At 69.4% G+C, this 22,803-nt stretch carries 17 protein-coding genes and 2 pseudogenes; 13 read left to right on the top strand and 6 right to left on the bottom strand.

Annotated features, from left to right (window positions below; translation table 11 throughout):
• Window positions 1-45 precede the first annotated feature (45 nt).
• A complete protein-coding gene (locus tag OHA11_RS11400) occupies window positions 46-2,076 on the top strand; it encodes an ATP-dependent DNA helicase (protein WP_266494849.1) in 2,031 nt (676 codons plus the stop codon).
• Window positions 2,077-2,197: 121 nt separating this feature from the next.
• Here the strand turns inward: OHA11_RS11400 and lexA are convergent, their stop codons facing one another.
• Window positions 2,198-2,977 carry a transcriptional repressor LexA gene (gene lexA, locus OHA11_RS11395; protein ID WP_266494848.1) on the bottom strand — a complete coding sequence of 260 codons (780 nt, stop codon included), beginning with the start codon at window positions 2,975-2,977 and terminating at the stop codon, window positions 2,198-2,200.
• Window positions 2,978-3,518: 541 nt separating this feature from the next.
• Between lexA and nrdR the strand changes: the two genes are divergently transcribed.
• Window positions 3,519-4,070: a transcriptional regulator NrdR gene (gene nrdR, locus OHA11_RS11390; protein WP_266494847.1), complete on the top strand. Its 552-nt coding sequence runs from the start codon at window positions 3,519-3,521 to the stop codon at window positions 4,068-4,070.
• Window positions 4,071-4,218: 148 nt separating this feature from the next.
• A complete protein-coding gene (locus tag OHA11_RS11385) occupies window positions 4,219-7,113 on the top strand; it encodes a vitamin B12-dependent ribonucleotide reductase (protein ID WP_266494846.1) in 2,895 nt (964 codons plus the stop codon).
• Between the two features lie 82 nt (window positions 7,114-7,195).
• On the opposite strand, the gene OHA11_RS11380 is transcribed toward OHA11_RS11385, so the two are convergent.
• Window positions 7,196-7,729: a TerD family protein gene (locus tag OHA11_RS11380; protein ID WP_266494845.1), complete on the bottom strand. Its 534-nt coding sequence runs from the start codon at window positions 7,727-7,729 to the stop codon at window positions 7,196-7,198.
• Window positions 7,730-7,884: 155 nt separating this feature from the next.
• Between OHA11_RS11380 and OHA11_RS11375 the strand changes: the two genes are divergently transcribed.
• The 3 genes from OHA11_RS11375 to OHA11_RS11365 all read left to right on the top strand — a co-directional run bounded on the left by OHA11_RS11375 (window position 7,885) and on the right by OHA11_RS11365 (window position 9,548).
• Window positions 7,885-8,490: a YdbC family protein gene (locus tag OHA11_RS11375; protein ID WP_266494843.1), complete on the top strand. Its 606-nt coding sequence runs from the start codon at window positions 7,885-7,887 to the stop codon at window positions 8,488-8,490.
• Window positions 8,491-8,572: 82 nt separating this feature from the next.
• Window positions 8,573-9,232 carry a histidine phosphatase family protein gene (locus OHA11_RS11370; protein ID WP_266494841.1) on the top strand — a complete coding sequence of 220 codons (660 nt, stop codon included), beginning with the start codon at window positions 8,573-8,575 and terminating at the stop codon, window positions 9,230-9,232.
• Window positions 9,233-9,320: 88 nt separating this feature from the next.
• Window positions 9,321-9,548: a hypothetical protein gene (locus tag OHA11_RS11365; protein ID WP_266494839.1), complete on the top strand. Its 228-nt coding sequence runs from the start codon at window positions 9,321-9,323 to the stop codon at window positions 9,546-9,548.
• A gap of 18 nt (window positions 9,549-9,566) precedes the next feature.
• On the opposite strand, the pseudogene OHA11_RS11360 reads toward OHA11_RS11365, so the two are convergent.
• Window positions 9,567-9,966: pseudogene (locus tag OHA11_RS11360) on the bottom strand (transposase); the annotation flags it as partial.
• A gap of 72 nt (window positions 9,967-10,038) precedes the next feature.
• Here OHA11_RS11360 and OHA11_RS11355 point away from each other — a divergent pair.
• Window positions 10,039-10,956, top strand: coding sequence for an ADP-ribosylglycohydrolase family protein (locus tag OHA11_RS11355; protein WP_266494838.1), 918 nt, complete (start codon window positions 10,039-10,041; stop codon window positions 10,954-10,956).
• A 251-nt stretch (window positions 10,957-11,207) separates the two neighbouring features.
• Window positions 11,208-12,881 (top strand): DUF4153 domain-containing protein, encoded by a 1,674-nt coding sequence (locus OHA11_RS11350; protein ID WP_266494836.1) that lies wholly within the window; start codon window positions 11,208-11,210, stop codon window positions 12,879-12,881.
• A 134-nt stretch (window positions 12,882-13,015) separates the two neighbouring features.
• On the opposite strand, the gene OHA11_RS11345 is transcribed toward OHA11_RS11350, so the two are convergent.
• Entirely contained in the window at window positions 13,016-14,563 is a 1,548-nt protein-coding gene (locus OHA11_RS11345; protein WP_266494835.1) for an MFS transporter, read from the bottom strand.
• 212 nt (window positions 14,564-14,775) lie between these two features.
• On the opposite strand from OHA11_RS11345, the gene OHA11_RS11340 reads away from it, so the two are divergent.
• The 3 genes from OHA11_RS11340 to OHA11_RS11330 all read left to right on the top strand — a co-directional run bounded on the left by OHA11_RS11340 (window position 14,776) and on the right by OHA11_RS11330 (window position 16,894).
• Window positions 14,776-15,399 (top strand): TetR/AcrR family transcriptional regulator, encoded by a 624-nt coding sequence (locus OHA11_RS11340; RefSeq protein WP_266494833.1) that lies wholly within the window; start codon window positions 14,776-14,778, stop codon window positions 15,397-15,399.
• Window positions 15,400-15,494: 95 nt separating this feature from the next.
• Window positions 15,495-16,196: a ribonuclease HII gene (locus tag OHA11_RS11335; protein ID WP_266494831.1), complete on the top strand. Its 702-nt coding sequence runs from the start codon at window positions 15,495-15,497 to the stop codon at window positions 16,194-16,196.
• 68 nt (window positions 16,197-16,264) lie between these two features.
• Entirely contained in the window at window positions 16,265-16,894 is a 630-nt protein-coding gene (locus OHA11_RS11330; protein WP_266494829.1) for a hypothetical protein, read from the top strand.
• A 311-nt stretch (window positions 16,895-17,205) separates the two neighbouring features.
• On the opposite strand, the gene OHA11_RS11325 is transcribed toward OHA11_RS11330, so the two are convergent.
• Window positions 17,206-17,835: a hypothetical protein gene (locus OHA11_RS11325; RefSeq protein ID WP_266494827.1), complete on the bottom strand. Its 630-nt coding sequence runs from the start codon at window positions 17,833-17,835 to the stop codon at window positions 17,206-17,208.
• Window positions 17,836-18,180: 345 nt separating this feature from the next.
• Here OHA11_RS11325 and OHA11_RS11320 point away from each other — a divergent pair, with 345 nt between their 5' ends.
• On the top strand, window positions 18,181-20,340 hold the full coding sequence (locus OHA11_RS11320) for a RecQ family ATP-dependent DNA helicase (RefSeq protein ID WP_266494825.1): 2,160 nt from the start codon (window positions 18,181-18,183) through the stop codon (window positions 20,338-20,340).
• 90 nt (window positions 20,341-20,430) lie between these two features.
• Here OHA11_RS11320 and OHA11_RS11315 read toward each other — a convergent pair.
• Window positions 20,431-21,467 (bottom strand): annotated as a pseudogene (locus OHA11_RS11315) (SDR family oxidoreductase).
• Between OHA11_RS11315 and OHA11_RS11310 the strand changes: the two are divergent.
• On the top strand, window positions 21,461-22,693 hold the full coding sequence (locus tag OHA11_RS11310) for a cytosine permease (protein ID WP_266494824.1): 1,233 nt from the start codon (window positions 21,461-21,463) through the stop codon (window positions 22,691-22,693). The pseudogene OHA11_RS11315 and the gene OHA11_RS11310 overlap by 7 nt on opposite strands.
• Window positions 22,694-22,803 lie beyond the last annotated feature (110 nt).

Raw genomic sequence — 22,803 nt, 5'->3', positions numbered from 1 at the left:
CTTGATCGCCCGGTTGTCAGTGCGGCCCCGTAGGGTGGTCGCGCTATGACAGAGCCCTCACTCCCCGAACTCCTGCATGCCGCCGTCACAGCCGTCGGCGGTACGGAGCGCCCTGGCCAGGTGACCATGGCCGAATCCGTCGCGCAGGCCATCGACGACGGTTCCCATCTGCTGGTCCAGGCAGGCACGGGCACCGGAAAGTCGCTCGGTTACCTGGTGCCCGCGCTCGCGCACGGCGAGCGGGTCGTCGTGGCGACGGCCACCCTGGCGCTCCAGCGGCAGCTCGTGGAGCGGGACCTGCCGCGCACGGTGGACGCGCTGCATCCGCTGCTGCGCCGCCGCCCCGAGTTCGCGATGCTCAAGGGCCGGTCGAACTACATGTGCCTGCACCGCCTCCACGAAGGCGTCCCGCAGGACGAGGAAGAGGGCCTCTTCGACCAGTTCGAGGCGGCCGCGCCCACCAGCAAGCTGGGCCAGGACCTGCTGCGACTGCGGGACTGGGCGGACGAGACCGAGACGGGCGACCGCGACGATCTCACCCCCGGTGTCTCGGACCGGGCCTGGTCACAGATCTCGGTGTCCTCCAGGGAGTGCCTCGGCGCCTCGAAGTGCGCCTATGGGGCGGAGTGCTTCGCCGAGATGGCCCGCGAGCGCGCCAAGCTCGCCGAGGTCGTCGTCACCAACCACGCCCTCCTCGCGATCGACGCCATCGAGGGCGCCCCGGTCCTCCCGCAGCACGAGGTGCTGATCGTGGACGAGGCGCACGAGCTGGTCTCCCGCGTCACCGGGGTCGCGACCGGCGAGCTCACCCCGGGCCAGGTCAACCGCGCGGTGCGCCGTGTCGCGAAGCTCGTGAACGAGAAGGCGGCCGACCAGCTCCAGACAGCGGCCGAGGGCTTCGAGCGACTGATGGAGCTCGCTCTGCCCGGCCGCCTGGAGGAGATCCCGGAGGACCTCGGGTACGCGCTGATGGCCCTGCGGGACGCCGCGCGTACGGTGATCTCGGCGGTCGGCGCGACCCGGGACAAGTCCGTCGCGGACGAGGACGCGGTCCGCAAACAGGCTCTCGCCTCCGTGGAGACCGTCCACGACGTGGCGGAGCGCATCACGAACGGCTCGGAGTGGGACGTCGTCTGGTACGAGCGGCACGACCGCTTCGGCGCCTCCCTGCGGGTCGCCCCGATGTCCGTGTCGGGCCTGCTGCGCGAGAAGCTCTTCGCCGACCGCTCCGTCATCCTGGCCTCGGCCACGCTCAAGCTCGGCGGCGACTTCAACGGCGTGGGTGCCTCACTGGGCCTGGCTCCCGAAGGCATCGAGGGCGAGGACATCCCGCCGTGGAAGGGCCTGGACGTCGGTTCGCCCTTCGACTACGGCAAGCAGGGCATCCTGTACGTCGCGAAGCACCTCGCGCGGCCCGCGCGCGACAGCGACCGCGGCGACATGCTCGACGAGCTCACCGAGTTGATCCAGGCGGCCGGCGGCCGCACGCTCGGCCTGTTCTCCTCGATGCGCGCAGCCCAGCTCGCCGCGGAGGAACTGCGCTCCCGCATCCCGGAGTTCCCCATCCTGCTCCAGGGCGAGGAGACACTCGGCGAGCTGATCAAGAACTTCGCGGCGGACCCGAAGACCTGTCTCTTCGGCACGCTCTCGCTCTGGCAGGGCGTGGACGTCCCGGGCCCCAGCTGCCAGCTGGTCGTCATCGACAAGATCCCCTTCCCACGCCCCGACGACCCGCTGATGAGCGCCCGCCAGAAGGCCGTCGAGGACGCCGGGGGCAACGGCTTCATGGCCGTCGCGGCCACCCACGCGGCCCTGCTGATGGCACAGGGCGCCGGCCGTCTCGTACGGGCGACGGGGGACCGCGGTGTGGTCGCCGTGCTGGACCAGCGGCTCGCCACGGCTCGGTACGGCAGCTATCTGAAGGCGTCACTGCCCGAATTCTGGTTCACGACGGACCGTAACCAGGTGCGCAGGTCGCTGGCCGCGATCGACGAGGTGGCGAAGCAGACCGAGAAGAAGATCGAGCAGACGACAGAACAGGTACAGGCGGAAGAGGCGAGCGCCGAAGAGGTGTAGACGACAGTGGGCTGCCCCGGCCTGGCTCAGGCCGGGGCAGCCCACTGACATGCGCACATGGGAACAGCACAGGGCCCCGGAACCGGCGCAGGGGTCCCGGGGCCCGGTCAGGGGCGGAGTCTCAGACTCGCCGTAGCACCGCCACGACCTTGCCGAGGATGGTCGCCTCGTCGCCGGGGATCGGCTGGTACGCGGAGTTGTGCGGGAGCAGCCACACGTGACCGTCCTCGCGCTTGAAGCGCTTGACCGTGGCCTCGCCGTCCAGCATGGCTGCCACGATGTCGCCGTTCTCCGCGACCGGCTGGCGGCGGACCGTCACCCAGTCGCCGTCACAGATCGCGGCCTCGATCATCGAGTCTCCGACGACCTTCAGGACGAACAGCTCGCCGTCACCGACCAGTTGGCGGGGCAGCGGGAACACGTCCTCGACCGACTCCTCGGCGAGGATCGGGCCACCGGCGGCGATCCGGCCGACCAGCGGGACGTACGACGCGGCCGGCTTGCCCGCCGTGTCGGTGGGCTGTGCGGTGGACTGGTCGGATCCCCGGACCTCGTAGGCCCGCGGGCGGTGCGGGTCGCGGCGCAGGAAGCCCTTGCGCTCCAGTGCCATCAGCTGGTGTGCGACCGAGGAGGTGCTGGAGAGGCCGACGGCCTGTCCGATCTCCCGCATCGACGGCGGGTATCCGCGCCGCTGCACAGAGTCCCTGATGACCTCGATCACCCGGCGTTGCCGGTCGGTGAGTCCGGAGCTGTCCGCCCGGATGCCTGGAGGTCGGCCCGGCAGGGAGCGTGTGGGCTTGGGCCCCTCCTGGTTCACTTCATTCATTGCATGCACCGGCTCAAATCGGCCCTGGGAGCGGTCCTGGGCAGTGATGGTGGCACTGTCTGCGGTGGTGGTCACGTCGGCCCCTCTCGTTCGTCTCCCTGCTGGACAACGGTAGTTGCTTTCGAAAGGTTGCGCCAAACACACGTTCGAGTGAAAAAGTATGGATGGCCTGACGTGATCATGCGTCTGGGTGTATAGATACCGCCGCACTGGGCGGACAAAAGCGCTCATTGCTGCACTCTTCACTGCCAAGGTGATGACCTTGGCCGCCAAGGTGATGGCCTTGTGGGCCGGAGCGGGGCGAGGATCAGTCTGCCAGCAGGTGTTCCGTCAGCCGGGAACCGGCCCCCTGCCCCTGTGGCGCCCACCGTATCCTCGTACGCCTCTCACGGGTATGGCCATGCGGCACATGCCAATACGGGTGCGACACGCGCGCAGTGTGTGAATTTCTGGGCCAAGCCCCACATCTAGTGGTTGGATTGCAGTAGCAGCCCAGAAGTTGTGGTCCCCCGGTCTTCCGGACCCATGGTCATCGCCTATGCTGGGGGCTGCTTCGAGGGGCCCAAGGGTCTGTTGAGGCTATTGAGTCGTGCTGTGTAAGGAGGGTTGGAGTCCCATGCACTGCCCCTTCTGCAGGCACCCCGACAGCCGCGTCGTCGACAGCCGTACGACGGACGACGGTACGTCGATCCGCAGGCGCCGCCAGTGTCCCGACTGCTCCCGTCGGTTCACGACCGTGGAGACGTGCTCTCTCATGGTGGTCAAGCGGTCCGGAGTCACCGAGCCCTTCAGTCGTACCAAGGTCATCAACGGCGTGCGCAAGGCATGCCAGGGGCGGCCTGTCACGGAGGACGCGCTCGCTCAGCTCGGCCAGCGGGTCGAGGAGGCGGTGCGGGCCACCGGAAGCGCCGAACTGACCACCCACGACGTGGGACTGGCCATACTCGGCCCCTTGCAGGAGCTCGACCTCGTCGCCTATCTGCGCTTCGCGTCCGTGTACCGGGCGTTCGACTCGCTGGAGGACTTCGAGGCCGCCATCACGGAACTCAGGGAAGAGACGCAGCACCCCGCCGCGGCCGACGAAGACGCGGGCGAGGGGTGTCAGGGAACCGACCGCGGGTCCGGAGGGACTGTAGAAGTCCCTGTGCCCGCCAGCGCCGCCGACTGACGAGAGGGGCCGGACCGGCCCGGACGGCGGCGACCACAGACCTGTTGCGAGCGGACGCGTACGCGGAGCTCGTGGCATCCAGACACACACCGTGCCACGGGAAGAACGAGGCACTTCTGGGCGTTTTAGCCCGATACAGGGAGGCGGCATGACAGAGACGGCGAGCGGTCCGGCGCGGAGTTCCCGAGCCAAGGGGACGAAGGCGAGCAAGGGACTGCGCATCGAGCGGATCCACACGACCCCGGGCGTGCACCCGTACGACGAGGTCGAGTGGGCGAGCCGTGACGTCGTCATGACCAATTGGCGCGACGGCTCGGTCAACTTCGAGCAGCGTGGCGTCGAGTTCCCCGACTCCTGGTCGGTGAACGCGGTCAACATCGTCACCAGCAAGTACTTCCGCGGTGCCGTGGGCACCCCGCAGCGCGAGGTGAGCCTCAAGCAGCTCATCGACCGCATTGTGAAGACGTACCGGAAGGCCGGTGAGGACTACAAGTACTTCGCCTCGCCCGCCGACGCCGAGATCTTCGAGCACGAGCTGGCGTACGCCCTCCTGCACCAGATCTTCAGCTTCAACAGCCCGGTGTGGTTCAACGTCGGTACGCCCCAGCCCCAGCAGGTCTCCGCCTGCTTCATCCTGGCCGTCGACGACTCCATGGAGTCGATCCTCGACTGGTACAAGGAAGAGGGCATGATCTTCAAGGGCGGCTCGGGCGCCGGTCTGAACCTCTCCCGGATCCGCTCCTCCAAGGAACTGCTCTCCTCGGGCGGCAACGCCTCGGGTCCGGTCTCCTTCATGCGGGGTGCGGACGCCTCCGCAGGAACGATCAAGTCGGGCGGCGCCACCCGCCGCGCGGCCAAGATGGTCATCCTCGACGTCGACCACCCCGACATCGAGGACTTCATCCAGACCAAGGTCAAGGAAGAGGAGAAGATCCGCGCCCTTCGCGACGCGGGCTTCGACATGGACCTGGGCGGCGACGACATCACGTCCGTCCAGTACCAGAACGCCAACAACTCGGTCCGCGTGAACGACGAGTTCATGAAGGCCGTGGAGAACGGCGAGAAGTTCGGCCTGCGTGCCCGGATGACCGGTGAGGTCATCGAGGAGGTCGAGGCCAAGGAGCTCTTCCGCAAGATGGCCGAGGCGGCCTGGGCCTGTGCCGACCCCGGCATCCAGTACGACGACACCATCAACCGCTGGCACACGTGCCCGGAGTCCGGCCGTATCAACGGCTCGAACCCGTGCAGCGAGTACATGCACCTGGACAACACGTCCTGCAACCTCGCCTCGCTGAACCTGATGAAGTTCCTGAAGGACGACGGCCTGGGCCGCCAGTCCTTCGAGGTCGAGCGCTTCGCGAAGGTCGTCGAGCTCGTCATCACCGCGATGGACATCTCCATCTGCTTCGCGGACTTCCCGACGCAGAAGATCGGCGAGAACACCCGCGCCTTCCGCCAGCTGGGCATCGGCTACGCCAACCTCGGCGCCCTCCTGATGGCGACCGGCCACGCGTACGACTCCGACGGCGGCCGTTCCCTCGCCGGGGCCATCACCTCGCTGATGACCGGTACCTCGTACCGGCGCTCCGCCGAACTCGCCGCGGTCGTCGGCCCGTACGACGGCTACGCCCGCAACGCGCAGCCGCACCTGCGCGTCATGAAGCAGCACTCCGACGCCAACGCCGTGGCCGTCCGTGTGGACGACTTGGACACGCCGGTCTGGGCTGCCGCCACGGAGTCCTGGCAGGACGTGCTGCGCCTCGGAGAGAAGAACGGATTCCGCAACGCGCAGGCCTCGGTCATCGCCCCGACCGGCACCATCGGTCTCGCGATGTCCTGCGACACCACCGGTCTCGAGCCCGACCTCGCGCTGGTCAAGTTCAAGAAGCTGGTCGGCGGCGGCTCGATGCAGATCGTCAACGGCACGGTCCCGCAGGCCCTGCGCCGCCTGGGCTACCAGGAGGAGCAGATCGAGGCGATCGTCGCCCACATCGCCGACCACGGCAATGTGATCGACGCCCCGAGCCTCAAGCACGAGCACTACGAGGTCTTCGACTGCGCCATGGGCGAGCGTTCCATCTCCGCGATGGGGCACGTCCGCATGATGGCCGCGATCCAGCCGTGGATCTCCGGCGCGCTCTCCAAGACGGTCAACCTGCCGGAGACGGCGACCGTCGAGGACGTCGAAGAGGTCTACTTCGAGGCGTGGAAGATGGGCGTCAAGGCGCTCGCGATCTACCGCGACAACTGCAAGGTCGGCCAGCCCCTCTCGGCGAAGACCAAGGACAAGGAGAAGGCCGAGGTCACCGCCAAGGCCGAGGAGACCATCCGCACCGCGGTCGAGAAGGTCGTCGAGTACCGTCCGGTCCGCAAGCGCCTCCCCAAGGGACGTCCCGGCATCACCACCTCCTTCACGGTGGGCGGCGCCGAGGGCTACATGACCGCCAACTCCTACCCGGACGACGGTCTCGGCGAGGTCTTCCTGAAGATGTCCAAGCAGGGCTCCACTCTCGCGGGCATGATGGACGCCTTCTCGATCGCCGTCTCCGTAGGCCTGCAGTACGGCGTGCCCCTGGAGACGTACGTCTCGAAGTTCACCAACATGCGCTTCGAGCCGGCCGGTATGACGGACGACCCGGACGTGCGGATGGCGCAGTCGATCGTCGACTACATCTTCCGTCGCCTGGCGCTCGACTTCCTGCCTTTCGAGACGCGCTCCGCGCTCGGCATCCACTCCATCGACGAGCGTCAGCGTCACCTGGAGACCGGGTCGTACGAGCCGTCCGACGACGAGGTGGACGTCGAGGGCCTTGCCCAGTCCGCGCCCCGCGCGCAGGAACTGAAGGCCGTCGCCACCCCGAAGGCCGTGGTCGAGGCGGCCAAGCCCGCCCCGCAGCAGGCCCACACCAGCGCCGAGCTGGTGGAGATGCAGCTGGGCATCCAGGCGGACGCCCCTCTGTGCTTCTCCTGCGGCACGAAGATGCAGCGGGCCGGCTCCTGCTACATCTGCGAGGGCTGCGGCTCTACCAGCGGCTGCAGCTGATCCGCACCGGCAGTTGATCCACACACCGTGAGGGGCGGTACGGCCACCGGCCGTACCGCCCCTTCGGTGTGCGTGCGTCGGGTCAGGACTCCTGGGCGCCGCCCATGATCCTGGCGAAGGTCGCCGGGTCGGCATCGAAGCCGCGGATGTCCGCCTGGAACGTCCACTCTCCGGAGTCGTCGCGTACGAAGTCCGCGACCGTCGTGGCCGTCGACCCCAGAACGCTGCCGAAATCGCCCTCGGCCAGGGTGGTGTAGCCCTCGCGGATCCGCAGGGCCGGGTTGTGCACGCCGACGAAGGTCCGGTGGCCGGTGCGCTGTTGGATGGCGACGCCGACGACCACGCGCGCGTACCGCTTGTCGAGACGGGTGAGCTCCAGGGTCATCACCTCGTCCCAGCCGAAGCCCTTGCCGTCCTTGCTGTCCCGGTTGAGGTAGATCGTGCCGTCCGGTGAGCGGCTGTCGAAGTGCACTACGTAGTCAGGGCTTTTGTGTGTGTCGGTCGCGAGGTAGGTGGCGGCGACGATGTCGAGATCGGTGGCCGGTTCGCCGGCGGGACTGGGATCCCATTTCACCGAGATCTCGACTTTGCTGATGCCCTTGTTGAGGCCGTTCACCGACTTCTCCCCTCGTGGTCCCCCTGCGTTGGGCGCCTCAACTGCCTGGCAGGTGAGGCGTGTTGTCCATCGTGCCACGCACACGGGGGCGCTTGCGCGGTGGCAGTACGCCGGAGCGTGACCGACGCCACGTTCCTGGGCCGTACGATGGCGCGGTGCTGGTCAAGTGGATTCGCTGCACCGTGGTGGACCGCCGCGGTTTCGAACGGGGGCAGCGGAAATGGGCGGGACTTCTGGGGGAGCCGGGTTTCCGGGGGCAGGGCGGGGGCTGGAGCCGGGGAAGGCCCGGAGTGGCCCACATCTTCGCCTTCTGGGAGAGCCGTGCCTTCTACGACTCCTTCATGGCGCGGTCCCATGACCGGCTGGCCGCATCCCAGTCGGGCACCTTCAAGGACGCGCACACCACACTGTTCGATCACCGCTTCGATGTGAAGACCGGCTTCGAACCGCGCTTCACCGAAACCGATCTGGTGCGCGTGGCGCATTGTCGCGTCCACGAGGAGCGCGCCGAGCACTTCGCGCTGATGCAGGAGAAGGTCTGGAACCCGGCGATGGCCGGCTCGCCCGGCATGGTGCGGGGCATGTTCGGCGAGGCGCCCGGCCATGAGTTCCTGGTCCTGTCCATGTGGCAGTCGGCCGCTGAGCACGGCAAGTACCGCGCCGAGCGTGTGGAGCGGCTCGCCCTGCGGGCCCAGCTGGAGGCGGACGTAGCGGCGCTCACGGGCGACATAGTCCAGCTGGAACCGTCCTGGACGGTCTGAGACAACCCCGATTTATGTGACGTGCGCCGTACAAAGACCGTACGAGTGCTCGATCGGCCGTAACTCGATCTAGGGTTCCGGTATGGCACGTCCACGGCGCATCGTCCTTGTCCGGCACGGCGAGTCGGTGGGCAATGCCGATGACTCGGTGTACGAGCGTGAACCCGACCACGCCCTGGCGCTCACCGAGAAGGGGTGGCGGCAGGCGGAGGAGACGGGTAAACGGCTGCGAGAGGCCTTCGGCAGTGAGCGCGTAAGCGCTTACGTGTCCCCGTACCGCCGTACGCACGAGACCTTCCGGGCCTTCCATCTCGACCCCGGACAGGTACGCGTGCGCGAGGAGCCGCGGCTGCGCGAACAGGACTGGGGGAACTGGCAGGACCGGGACGACGTACGACTGCAGAAGGAGTACCGGGACGCGTACGGGCACTTCTTCTATCGCTTCGCGCAGGGTGAGTCCGGTGCCGATGTGTACGACCGGGTCGGCGGCTTCCTGGAGAGTCTCTTCCGCAGTTTCGAGGCACCCGATCACCCGCCGAATGTGCTGATCGTGACCCATGGCCTCGCCATGCGGCTGTTCTGTATGCGCTGGTTCCACTGGACGGTCGCGGAGTTCGAGTCGCTGTCGAACCCGGGGAACGCGGAGGTGCGGATGCTCGTTCTCGGGGAGGACGGCAGGTACACGCTCGACCGTCCTTTCGAACGCTGGCGTGATCCGGATCCGTACGGAGTCACCGGATAGACGTCTCACGGTCCCAAGCCGTCAAGGGGCAGCGTAGATGTCTGTGTAGCTTTGCTGCCTGTTCGATTACGGGCGCAAGGGAGCTTCGGTGGACGTGGTGCGGGTCATGGAGTCGTTGGCCGAGCAAGGGGTCACGGTGCTGTTCAAGGCTGATGCCGAGCGCATGCGCGAGGGCGTGACACCGTGGACGTTCGTCGCGAGTGGAGCCCCGTTCCACGAGGATCTCCTAGTGCGCACCGACGCCGCGTCCGTGGAGGCATGCCTGGCTGTTTGCTTGCCCCAGCTGCGCGAGTTCGGCCTGATCGTCCCGGCGTAAGGGCTGAGGCTGCCACGGCTATGCGGCGGTCGCCTCAAGTCCTAGCGAGGCTGGGAAAGCCAGTGCCTCGTTGTAGAGATGACCGTGCTGCAGGCAGCGATAGAGCTGGCCGATCATGCGGTTGAGCAGGTTACGCAAGGCCCAGGCGTGCCAGTCGCCGTGCTTGTCGCGTCGTCGGCGGTAGTGGGCTTTGGCCCCGAGTGACGGGGTAAGTGCGGCGAAGGCCCAGAGGAAGCCGGCGTGGTTGAGTCGGTCGTTCTTCACCCGTCGGCGGGTGATGCTGGACTTCTTGCCGGGGGGCTCGGGTGATCGGCGAAGAGCCTGCACAGGCCTTCAGGTCGCGGGCGTCGGTGAACCTCGTGTGGTCGTAGCCGATCTCGGCCAGCACCCGGGCGCCGAGCTGGACGCCGAGTCCCGGGACTCGAACGGGCCCAGCAGATCCATCTCGGTGGTGCTGGGTCCCTTGGCAACGAATTAGAGTGGCAGGGCGATGACCGCTGACTCCTCTCCCGACGGGCGCCTGGACCGCGCCCTGGCCAGCTTGCGTGGACTCGCGGTGGGGGATGCGCTGGGCTCGCAGTTCTTCGTGCCTGCGAACCATCCACTGCTCAAGCGCCGCGGGCTGCCGCCCAGCCCCTGGCAGTGGACCGACGACACGGAAATGGCCTCCTCCGTAGTGGCCACTTTGGCCGTCCACCACCGCATTGACCAGGACGCGCTGGCCCGCTCCTTCGCCGAGCGCCACGACTTCGACCGCGGCTACGGCCCCGCGGTCAACCGGCTACTGCGGCAGGTCCGGGAGGGCGGCGACTGGCGCGAGCTGGCCTCGGCCCTCTTCAAGGGGCAGGGCTCGTGGGGGAACGGCGCGGCGATGCGGATCGCCCCCCTGGGTGCCTGGTACGCGGACGACCCTGAGCAGGCCACGCATCAGGCCGAGATCTCGGCCTACCCCACGCACCAGCACCGCGAAGCCGTGGCCGGTGCCATGGCGGTGGCCGCGGCGGCCGCGTTGACCGCCGCACCGGGCGGCCCGCCGAGCCCCGGGGCGCTGCTCGACGGCGTCATCGACCTGGTGCCGCGCAGCGCCGTGGGGGCCGGGCTGCGGCGTGCCCGGGACATGCTCGACTACGGAGACACGGCGACCGTCGCCGCGGTCCTCGGCTGCGGGCGGCGTACGACCGCGCACGACACCGTGCCGTTCGCGCTCTGGTCGGCGGCACGGGCCCTCGGTGACTACGAAGCGGGCTTCTGGGCGACCGCCCAGGTCGGCGGCGACATGGATACCACCTGCGCCATCGTCGGAGGCGTCGTGGCCGCAGGGAAGGCCGGGGCGCCCCCTGCGGAGTGGGTGGAGTGGACCGAGGCGCTGCCGGAGTGGCTGTCTGCGAGGGCTGTGGGGCAGGGCTAGGGCTGACTGGGGCTTAGGGCTGTCGGCTCCGGCACCGTGCTTGCCCGTTTTCTCCTGGCCCAAGCGGCTGTCACTGTCACAGACCTGCCACAGAGAGCCGGTGACCGGCTGCGTCGGGTTTCCCGCGGTTACCCTTTCCGCCACGCCGCTCGTTGATCATCACGGGCGTGCGCCGACGAGACACCGGTCCATGGGTTTCCGCAGCGGGTTACGAGCTGCGTGCTGCCCGGACCGGTCGGGGGAGGGGTCCCGTGTCCGACACGCCGTCCGAGGCGGAGCAGCGAGAGGGGCCCGAGGACGCGGTTCCCGCGGCCCGTACCGGTGACGCGTCCTTGAAGGACGACTCCGCGCCGGGGGATTCCACGCGGGGTGATTCCGGCGGGAAGCGGGGCAGTGACGCGCATGACGTCGACGAGGGCGAGGGCCGGGGCGGTCCCCTCGTCGAGTCCTGGTTCGACGGCGTCCAGGCCGCGCCCCCGGCGCCCGTCCGTACCGCCACGCTCTGGTCCGCCCTGGCCACCGGCGTGGTCAGCATGCTGCTGCTCGGCGACGGCCTGGCCCTCAACCTCCTGCTCGTGGCGATACCGGTCGCGCTCTGCGCGTACTTCGCGGCTCAGGCAGCGGGTCGGCGCCCGAACCGCTGGACGCTGGTGTGGGGCATCGGAGGACTCGCGCTGCTGACCGTGCCCGCGCTCCGCGACGCCGACTGGCCCTCGTTCCTCGCCGTCGTGGCCGCCGTGGCGGTGGGCTCGCTCGCCCTGCACGGCGGCCGCACCTGGACCGGGGTGCTGTTCGGCCCGATCGGGCTCTACACCTCGCTGGTCACCGGCCCCCTGTGGGGCTGGCAGGGGCTGCGGAAGCGGACGGGTGGCGCCCGGGGCAACCTGGGCCCGGTACTGCGCGCGCTCGCGGTGGCCGCGGTCCTGGTGGTGGTCTTCGGCACGCTCTTCGCCGGGGCGGACGCCGCCTTCGCGGACCTCCTCGGCGGTCTTGTGCCGGACGCGTCGGTCTCCGGCGGACCCTGGCACGCCGTCCTGTTCGTGATCGGCCTGGTCGGAGCGCTCGTGGCCGCGCACACGGCCGCCGCACCCGTTCAGTGGGACCTTGTCGAGGTGCCCGAGGGCCGCGCTCGCGGACGTGTCGAGTGGGCGCTGCCCCTGATCGTGCTCGCCCTGCTCTTCGCGGCCTTCAACTCGGTCCAGCTCGCCGTGCTGTTCGGCGGCTACGACGCCGTACTGGAGAAGACCGGCCAGACGTACGCCGAGTACGCGCGCCAGGGCTTCTGGCAGCTGCTCCTGGTCACGCTCCTCACTCTGCTCGTCATCGTGTTCGCCCTGCGCTGGGCGCCGCGCGACGATGCGCGCGACCGGACGCTGGTGCGTGCCGTCCTCGGAACTCTGTGTGCGCTCGCGCTCGTTGTCGTGGCAGCGGCGGTGCGGCGGATGGACATGTACGTGGAGGCGTACGGTCTGACGCGACTGAGGATCTCGGTGGTGACCGTGGAGCTCTGGCTCGGCCTGGTGCTCGTGCTCATCATGGCGGCAGGGGTCTGGGGCGCCCGCTGGCTGCCGCGCGCGGTCCTGGCTGCTGCCGCCGCCGGGGTGCTCGCCTTCGGGCTCGTATCGCCGGACGGTCTGATCGCCGAGCGCAACGTCCAGCGGTACGAGGAGAAGGGCACGTTCGACCTCGACTACGCGCGCGGGCTGTCCGCCGACGCCGTACCGGCTCTCGACGCGCTCAAGGAGCCACTGCGTTCCTGTGCGCTGCGGTCCATCGCGCGGGACCTGGAGGGGGAGGGCGAGCCCTGGTACGCCACGAGTCTGGGCGAGGCGCGTGCCCGGGACATCCTCGACGGACGGCCGCTGTCCCCTGACGCCGACTGGAGCGTGTGCAGCCGGCTGGGCACCGAGCTGGCGTACCGCTGAGGCGGGGGCGCGCGCCGGCCGCGTACGCGCCTGTGGGAGATCCAAGGCAACTGACGCGTACGACCCACAAGGCCGGGCCGAAGCGGCGAGGCCGGGCCGCCGTCCCCGGTGCGGCGGTCCGGCCTCGCTGTTCTTCAGCCCCCGGCGGGTCCGGCCGTGCCCGCCAGGGCGTCGAGGTCGCTCTTGCGGACCCGGACCACCAACGCGGCGACGACCAGGGCGAGTACGGCCATCGCGATGGCCGGGATGAAGGCCGTGGAGATCCCCTCGGCCAGCACCTCGTGACTCCAGGGAGCCGGCAGCTGCTGGGTCCTGGCGAACTCCGCCTTCTGCTCGGCCGTGCCGTTGGTCATGAAGTCCGCGACCTGCTTCTCCGCCTCGTCACGGCTGGCCGTGCCGAAGACCGTCGTCAGGATGGAGAGGCCGAGCGAACCGCCCACCTGTTGTGTGGCGTTGAGCAGGCCGGACGCCGCGCCCGCCTCGTGCGCGGCGACTCCGGAGACCGCGGTCAGGGTCAGCGTCACGAAGTTCAGGCCCATGCCGAACGCGAACAGCAGCATCGGACCGAGCACCCCGCCGACGTACGAACTCTCGGGGGTGATGAACGTCTGCCAGGTGAGTCCGAGCGCGACGAGCGCCGAGCCGACCAGCATGAACGGCTTCGGGCCGAGCACCGGAAGGAACCGCTGCGACAGACCCGCACCGGCCGCGATCGCCACCGTCACAGGGAGGAAGGCGAGGCCTGCCTCGATCGGGGTGTACTGCAGCACGTTCTGTACGAAGAGAACGATGAAGAAGAACATGCCGAACATCGCCGCGGCCAGGCTCAGCATGATCACGTACGTACCGGAGCGGTTGCGGTCGGCGAACATCCGCAGTGGTGTGATCGGTTCCTTCGCCCGCGACTCGACCAGCGCGAAGGCCACCAGCAGGACCACCGCCGCGCCGAAGGACCCGATGGTGAGGCTGTCCTTCCAGCCCTCCTCCGAGGCCCGGATGAAGCCGTAGACGAGCGACGCCATACCGGCCGTCGAGGTCAGTGCGCCCGCTATGTCGAAGCGCCCCGGATGGCGCTCGGACTCGCTGATGTAGAGCGGCGTGACCACGGCGATCACCACACCGATGGGTACGTTGACGAAGAGCACCCAGCGCCAGTCGAGCCACTCGGTGAGCATGCCGCCGGCCAGCAGCCCGATCGCGCCGCCGCCGGCCGAGACCGCGGCGAAGACTCCGAACGCCCTGTTGCGCTCGGGCCCTTCGGGGAACGTGGTGGTGATCAGCGCCAGCGAGGTGGGTGACGCGATCGCGCCACCGACGCCCTGGAGGGCGCGTGCGGCCAGCAACTGCCAGGGTTCCTGGGCGAATCCGCCGAGCAGCGAGGCGGCCGTGAAGAGCAGGATGCCGGTCATGAAGACCCGGCGACGGCCGAGGATGTCACCGGCCCTGCCGCCGAGAAGCAGCAGGCCACCGAAGGTGAGCGTGTACGCGCTGACCACCCAGGTGAGGTCGGTGGTGGAGAACTTGAGCGCGTCTTGAATGTGCGGGAGGGCGATGTTCACAATCGTCGCGTCGAGGACCACCATGAGTTGGCAGGCCGCGATAACGGTGAGCGCGATGCCGGGATGCCCCTCCCGGCGGGCCGCTCCTGGCTTTTGATCCTTGATCAATGGAGAGGTTGTCACTATTCGGGTCCCCCTAAGTGCCCCACAAGTGCGTTAGTGAACGCTTGCGTTCACTGCCGCGTCAAAAGGTAGTGAGTCCCCGTCAGTGAACGCAAGCGTTCACTGAAGTTGCTACCGTTTTGCGCCTCTTGACCGCTCGCGGACCCCCCAGTCCGCACGGCACGTATGCACGCGCGTGCGTGCCGCTTGCCCGCTCAGACGGAGACACGCTCATGGTTACTTCGAGTTGGACGGCCGCCCCCGCTCAGGCGGTCTCCCCGCGCCGCCGTGGTGCCGTACTCGAACGTGCGATCCTCGAAGCCGCGCTGGAACAGCTCAGCACGGTCGGCTGGAACGGACTCACGATGGAGGGCGTCGCCGCCGGCGCCCAGACCGGCAAGGCCGCGGTCTACCGCCGCTGGCCGTCGAAGGAGGACCTGGTCGCGGACGCGCTCCAGGCGGGGCTGCCGCCACTTGAATGTGTGCCCGATCTGGGGAGTATCCGGGAGGACCTGCTGGAACTGTGCCGGAAGGCGCGCGAGGCGATGTTCTCGCGCCCCGGATTCGCGCTGCGTTCGGTGATTCACGAGTGCGACGCGTCCCAGGCCCAGCGCTTCCAGGAGCTGATTTTCGGAGGCGTCGTGGAACCGACCATCCGGCTGCTCGGTGAGATCGTCAGCCGCGGAATCCGGCGGGGAGACGTGCGGCCCGACGCGGCGAACTCGTATGTCTTCGACGCGATTCCGGCGATGATGATGTACCGCACCAAGGTGTGCGCGAGTGAATGGAACGCGCGTGACATCGAGGAGATGGTCGACCAGTTCATGGTTCCGCTGCTGCGGCCGACGGGCGCCTGAGGGGGCTTCTGGGGTGGTGCGGCAGGTGGTGTCGAGGTTGCCCGGGGAAACCGGAGTGTCGCGCGGGGTTCCGGGCGGCGTAGGCTGAGGACGCCATGCCGTACGAACCACCTACCCACACTGTCGAGCGCTCCCTGCGCGCCACGACCGGGGCCAAGGTCATTGCCGGTGTCGACGAGGTGGGGCGAGGCGCGTGGGCCGGCCCGGTCACCGTCTGCGCGGCGGTCACGGGCCTGCGTCGCCCGCCCGAAGGCCTCACCGACTCCAAGCTCCTGACCGTCAAGCGACGTACCGCGCTCGCCGAGATACTGGCGACGTGGGTGACGTCGTACGCCCTCGGTCACGCCTCTCCGGAGGAGATCGACGACATGGGGATGACGGCCGCGCTGCGGCTGGCCGCCTGCCGGGCTCTGGAAGCCCTGCCGGTGCGGCCCGACGCGGTCATCCTCGACGGGAAACACGACTACCTCGGCGCCCCGTGGCGGGTCCGTACGGTGATCAAGGGCGACCAGTCCTGCGTGGCCGTCGCGGCGGCCTCGGTGATCGCCAAGGTCCAGCGCGACAAAATGATGGCCGAACTGGGTATCGACCATGCAGACTTCGGTTTTGCGGCCAACGCCGGGTATCCGTCACCCGTGCACAAGGCCGCGCTGGAGATGCGGGGGCCCACCCCGTACCACCGGATGACGTGGGCGTATCTTGATGCGCTGCCCCAGTGGCGGCACCTCAAGAAGGTCCGCAGTTGGGCGGACGGAAGCGTTCCGGAGATCGAGGGGCAGCTCGGCTTCGATTTCTGACGGTTCCATCCGCACTCATGTGCCACCCGCCGACGCGGGTCGCACCGGCGTTTGATAAAAATCAGCTCATGCCTCTCATTCCCGAGGAGCCTCAGATTCACGAGAGTGCCCAGGGTCCCCGCGCCACTCCGGCCGCCGGCCGTACCGCGCCGACCCCCCGTCCTGTACCCGGCCCCCGTCCCGTGGCTCCGCCGCGGCCCGGCCGTCCGGGTCCTGTCCGACCGACGCCGCCGGTGCAACGCACGCCGCGCGACACGGCCGTGGCCAAGCCGGGGCCCTCCGCCCCGGCGGCCCCCACCGCCCCCTCGACTCCGCAGATCCAGCTGATCCCGGCCTCGGTCGAGGGTGCGCTGGACGCCGCCGAGGAAGCGGTCGACCTGCTCCTTGACTCGGGCCGCGCCCCTGGTGAGGTTCTGGTGATCACCACCGGCGAACCGCACCCGTGGGCCGCGCACGAACTGTCGTTCGGCGAGGCCGCGTACTGGGCCCAGCACGACGTGGGAGACGACGTCTTCTACGCCGACGCGTCCGCCCTCGGCCGTGCCGCGTCCCGTCCCGTGGTCGTCGTCGCCGTCAATGGCGGGCCCGACGCGACTGCCGCCACCGCCCTGCCGTTGGCCCTCGGCCGAGCCGGCACCCTGTTGATCGTCTGCGGGGACCCGCAGCAGATCAACTCGATGCTGGGCGCGGGGGTCTGAGGACCCCCGTTTTCCTGGGGGTACTTGGGGGGTGGAGTGCCACTGCGGCCCAGGCTGCGGTGGCATGAGCACGGTGGGCGGTGTGACGTGCGCCCGTACAGACGCGTGCCCGTCGGGAGGGCGCCGGTTCGTGCTCGCCCTCGCGTGCGTGGCGTGAGTGTGTCTTCCCGTCCCGCCTCAGTGGGGCCGGTGTCCGTGGCCGCGTGGCGGGCGGTGGGCGCCGGTGGGCCGGGCGCTGAGGGGCGGCGGACCGGGCGTGGGGCATTCGGGCGGGAGTCCGGTGTCGTACGCGCCCCGTCGCGTGGTCCGCCTCAGCGGGCCGCCGCGCGGCGCAGTACCTCCGAGGCGGCGCCGCCGCCGATGCGCGGCTGGACGGTCTCGGCCGCGGTGAGGGCGTCCAGGGGCTCCGGTTGCGAGTCCGCGTTGGGCCGACGTCCGCCGCGTCCCTCGCCGAGCACCTGCCAGCCCTCACGCGTCAGCGTGATGTACGCACCGCACCGCAGTCCGTGCAGGGTGCAGGCGTCTCGCAATCCCCACATCCATGCCCCGTCCTCCTCCGTCCATCGCCCGTCGCCCTCACGGCAGTAGAGCAGGACGGCCGTACGCACCGGTGTGCGGCGCCGCAGGTCGTGCGGGATGACCCGGCGGAGCTGCGCGAGCAACGCGTTGCGGAACATCCAGCCGTCCGGCGGGACCGGCCGTCGGATGAAGGAGGCACTCGCCCTCAGCCGTTCCTCCGGATCGAGGACGGCGACGATCGCGGTGTCGGGCCGGGGCCGGTGCCGGGAGTGCAGTCCGCTCACGACCTCGCGGGGATTGCGCAGCAGCGGAATCCCCGCGGCAGCCCATTCGGCCGGTTCGAGCATCCGGGCGAGGGGGTTGGCGGAAGCGGCGGAAGTCGACATCGATGTCGACGAGGACGGAGCGAATCCGAAGGTCACGGTCTTCCCTTCGGGTACGCGCCCACACTGCGGGCGAGGGTCGGACGTGGGGAGCGCACCGCGGCACAGCCCGAACGGGGGGCCCGGGAAGGACCACGCGGGGCGCGAGACCAATTCTTCCTGGCGAACTTGGTTGCGGCAACGAGCAATTGGGGCCACCGACCGTTATCAGGTGATCCGCCGTATATATCCTTGCCGGATATTCTCGCCGGCGCGCTTGGATCACCCTTGCACGGCGAGGACCAGCGGCAACACCCCTGGGCCCGGACGTCTGGGCTCTTCGAGAGCTCTTTGCCGCGCTGGCTGGATTCGCCGATTGTCAGTGCCATCGGGTTGCATGGGGGCATGGACAACCTGGAGCTCCGCACCGAAGCCGACGCCATCCTCGCTGAGCTCGTCGGCGACGCCGGAGGCTCGGCGCGGCTGCGGGAGGACCAGTGGCAGGCGGTGTCGGCGCTGGTGGAGGAGCGCCGGCGAGCCCTGGTGGTGCAGCGGACCGGCTGGGGCAAGTCGGCCGTGTACTTCGTGGCCACCGCTCTGCTGCGCCGGCGCGGCTCGGGCCCCACGGTGATCATTTCGCCGCTGCTGGCGCTCATGCGCAACCAGGTCGAGTCGGCGGCGCGGGCCGGAATCCGGGCGCGCACCATCAACTCGGCCAACCCGGAGGAGTGGGACACCATCTACGGGGAGGTCGAGCGCGGCGAGACCGACGTGCTCCTCGTCAGTCCTGAGCGTCTCAATTCCGTCGATTTCCGCGATCAGGTGCTGCCCAAGCTCGCGGCCACGACCGGTCTCCTGGTGGTCGACGAGGCGCACTGTATTTCCGACTGGGGCCACGACTTCCGCCCCGACTACCGCCGGCTGCGCACGATGCTGGCCGAGCTGCCGGCGGGTGTGCCGGTACTGGCCACGACGGCGACCGCGAACGCGCGGGTGACCGCGGATGTGGCGGAGCAACTGGGCACGGGAGGCGGGGACGCTCTCGTGCTGCGGGGGCCGCTGGACCGGGAGAGTCTGCGGCTGGGGGTTCTGACGTTGCCGGACGCGGCTCATCGGCTGGCCTGGCTGGGGGAGCGGCTGGGGGATCTGCCGGGTTCGGGGATCATCTACACGCTGACGGTGGCGGCGGCGGAGGAGGTCGCGGCCTTCCTGCGGCAGCGCGGGCACACCGTCACCTCGTACACGGGCAAGACGGAGAACGCCGATCGGCTGCAGGCGGAGGAGGATCTGCTGGCCAACCGGGTGAAGGCGCTGGTGGCCACCTCCGCGCTCGGGATGGGCTTCGACAAACCCGACCTGGGCTTCGTCGTCCACCTCGGCTCGCCCTCGTCCCCGATCGCCTACTACCAGCAGGTGGGGCGTGCGGGGCGCGGTGTGGACCATGCGGATGTGCTGCTGCTGCCGGGGCGGGAGGACGAGGCGATCTGGGCGTACTTCGCCTCGGTGGGCTTCCCGCCCGAGGAGCAGGTGCGGCGCACTCTGACGGTTCTGGCGGAGGCGGGTCGTCCGTTGTCGCTGCCGGCGCTGGAGCCGTTGGTGGATCTTCGGCGTTCGCGGCTGGAGACGATGCTGAAGGTCCTGGACGTGGACGGGGCGGTCAAGCGCGTCAAGGGGGGCTGGACCGCCACGGGGCAGCCGTGGGCGTACGACGCGCAGCGCTATGCCTGGGTGGCCCGGCAGCGGGAGGCCGAGCAGCAGGCCATGCGCGACTACGTATCGACCACGGCGTGCCGGATGGAGTTCCTGCAGAGGCAACTCGACGACGAAAAGGCCGCCCCGTGCGGTCGCTGCGACTCCTGCGCCGGGCTCTGGGTCGATCCCGCCGTCTCGCCCGCGGCCCTCGGCGCGGCGACCGGCGAGCTGGACCGCCCGGGCGTCGAGGTCGAGCCGCGCCGCATGTGGCCCTCGGGCCTGCCCGCCGTCGGGGTCGACCTCAAGGGCCGTATCCCCGTGGGCCAGCAGTCGGCCACGGGGCGTGCGCTGGGCAGGCTGTCGGACATCGGCTGGGGCAACCGCCTGCGTCCGCTCCTGTCGGCACAGGCCCCGGACGGTCCGGTTCCGGAGGACGTGCTGGCCGCTGTCGTGACGGTCGTGGCCGACTGGGCGCGCTCGTCGGGCGGCTGGGCCAGCGGCGCCCCCGACGCGGTGGCGCGGCCGGTGGGGATCGTCGCCATGCCCTCCCGCACCCGACCGCAGCTGGTCTCCTCCCTGGCCGGGGGCCTGGCCCGGGTCGGCAGGCTCCCGCTGCTGGGCAGCCTGGCCTACACCCCGCAGGCCGGCGAGCACGCGGCACACCGCAGCAACTCCGCCCAGCGGCTGCGCGCGCTGGCGGCCTCGTTCACGGTGCCCGACGAACTCGCCGCCGCCCTGGCCGACAACCCCGGTCCCGTACTGCTCGTCGACGACTACACCGACTCCGGCTGGACCCTGGCGGTGGGCGCACGCCTTCTGCGTCAGACCGGAGCGGTCCAGGTACTGCCACTCACCCTCGCGCTGGCGGGGTGAGTGGGCCTCGCTGACCGCCGACAGTAGGTAGCTGGGGAGCTGGGGAGCTGGGTAGCTGAGTGGCCGGGGCCGGCAGCGGGCAGCGAGCCGTCAGAGGGGCGTGTCAGCTTGTCCGGGCGACACGAAGAGGTCGATTTCGAGGGGGGAGCCCGGGACGAGTTCGTACTTCGTGAAGTCGGTGACGCCTTCTTCGCGGAGCACCTCCTCGTCAAGGAAGAAGCGGCCGGTGCACTCGGCGCTCGGGCGCGTGAGGATGGCGTGAGCCGCATCGGCCATGATGTCGGTCGAGCGGCAGCCCGCCCGGCCGAGACCCAAGATCTCGGAGGCGGCGGTGTGGATCATCGTCCTGGGCCACAGCGCGTTGACGGCCACAGAGCCGGCCCGGAGTTCTTCGTCCAGCCCCAGAACCGTCATGCTCATCGCGTACTTCGACATGGTGTAGGCGGTTCGGTCCGCGAACCAGCCGGGGTGCAGATCGATGGGTGGCGACAAGGTCAGGATGTGTCCGTTCCCGGAACGTTCGAGGTACGGGATGCATGCCTGCGACGCGGCGAATGTCCCCCGCACATTGATGTCGAACATCAAGTCGAATCGCTTGAGAGGCGTGTCCGCGGTCTTCGCCAGGAACACCGCACTCGCGTTGTTCACCAGCACGTCGATGCCACCGAGTGCCGTGCGGCCGATGCGACGGCCTCCGCGATCCGGTCTTCGTCGCGCACGTCGAGAAGCAGGGGAAGCGCGCTCCCGCCTGCCTCCTCGATCTCGGCCGCCACCGAGTGGATGGTTCCCGGGAGCTTGGGGTGCGGTTCGGCCGTCTTGGCCGCGATGACGACGTTGGCACCCTCCGAGGCAGCGTTGAGCGCGATCGCACGGCCGATCCCGCGGCTCCCGCCGGTGATGAAGAGCGTCTTGTCCTTCAAGGTCCTCACGCGTCGCTCCGATCGGTACGGTCCGGCTGGGGCTGGGGCTGGGGCTGGGGCTGGGGCTGGGGCTGCGGTTCGGGTTCGGGATCGGACTGTTGGGCGGCGCGGGTGAGGTAGTGGTCGCGGAGTGCGAACTTCTCGGACCCCGCCAGATCTCGCGTCGAAGCACACTCCACGGACTACATCCCCGAGTCGGAATGCCATGGCACCGTCAGGCAGCAGGCACCGTTCTGGTTCGTGATCAACGCGAACGTCGTCACCGCGCTCACCGGCGTGGTGGGGCCAGCCTGGGCCTGAGCATCAGCTGGAGCCTGGTGGCCATCTTGGCCGGCGGCCTGTTCGGCACCTTCTTCACCGCGTTCCACGCCGCGCAGGGACCCCAACTGGGGCTGCCCCAGATGATCCAGTCACGCGTCCAGTTCGGCAGCCGTGGACTGGTCCATCGGATCCAGCGCTGGCTCGCGATCCTGGTCCTCGTCAGCTTCGGGCTGGTGACCGTGGGAGTGGTCGCCGAGGTCCATCTTGCGAGCCTCCTGTCCACCGGAGGCTTCCAATGGACCGCGTTCCTCGCGCAGTTCGGCGCCTCGGCCGCCTATCAGATCGCGATCGCCCCAATGGTGTCGGACTACACCCGCTATCTGCCGAAGAAGACCGGAACGAAGCGGGTCGTGGGCATGGTCTTCCTGGGCTCCCTCACCTCCGCCACCTGGCTCGAACTGCTGGGGGCCACGGTGGCCACGGCGCGGCCGGGCACCGACACGCTCACCGCCCTTCAGCAGTACGGCGACGGCTTCATCAGCGGGCTGGGCTGGGTCACCCTCGCCGTCACCGTCCTCTCCATCATCGGTGTCCTGCCGACGTCCTTCTACAGCGCCGCGATCAACGCGCTCAGTGCCATCGACGCGTTCCGGGTGATCCGTCCATCGGTACGGTCCCGCGTGGTGGTGGTCGCCGCCCTGACGGCGCTGACCTATCTCGCCACCGTCGGTATTCCCGACCACTACCTGGGCAGCTTCGCAGGCTTCCTGGCCCTGCTGTCCTACCTGCTGATTCCGTGGACCGCCGTGAACCTCGTCGACTTCTACCTCGTCCGCCACAGCTCGTACGCCATCGCCGAGATCCTCGCTCCGCGCGGCGGTGTCTACGGCCGCTGGGGCGCACGGGGACTGACGGCGTATGCCGTCGGACTCGCGACCATGGTGCCGTTCTTCTCCACCGCCCTGTTCACCGGTCCGGCCGCTCACGCTCTCCACGGCGCCGATATCTCCGCCCTGATCGGGCTCCCCGTGTCGTCGCTGTGCTACTGGCTGCTCATGCGAGGAGCCGACCTCACCGCGGAACGCGACCTGATCGCCCTCGACCAGGGCCGGTTGACGGCTCTCAACAGCGGCGTGCCCGCTGCCACGGCCGCCGTCGCGGACCCGGTCTGATCAGGTGAGGTACGGCCCGGCGGGGCGTCGCCAGGCCGGTTGTTCCGGTGCCACGGCGATCGGCGCCCGCACCCTCCTGGACCTGCGTCGACGTGCGCGGGATGATCCAG

The organism is Streptomyces sp. NBC_00878, from assembly GCF_026341515.1.
GTDB lineage: Bacteria > Actinomycetota > Actinomycetes > Streptomycetales > Streptomycetaceae > Streptomyces.
The sequence above is the reverse complement of the archived record's forward strand: the minus strand, read 5'-3'. Positions and strand labels throughout refer to the sequence as shown.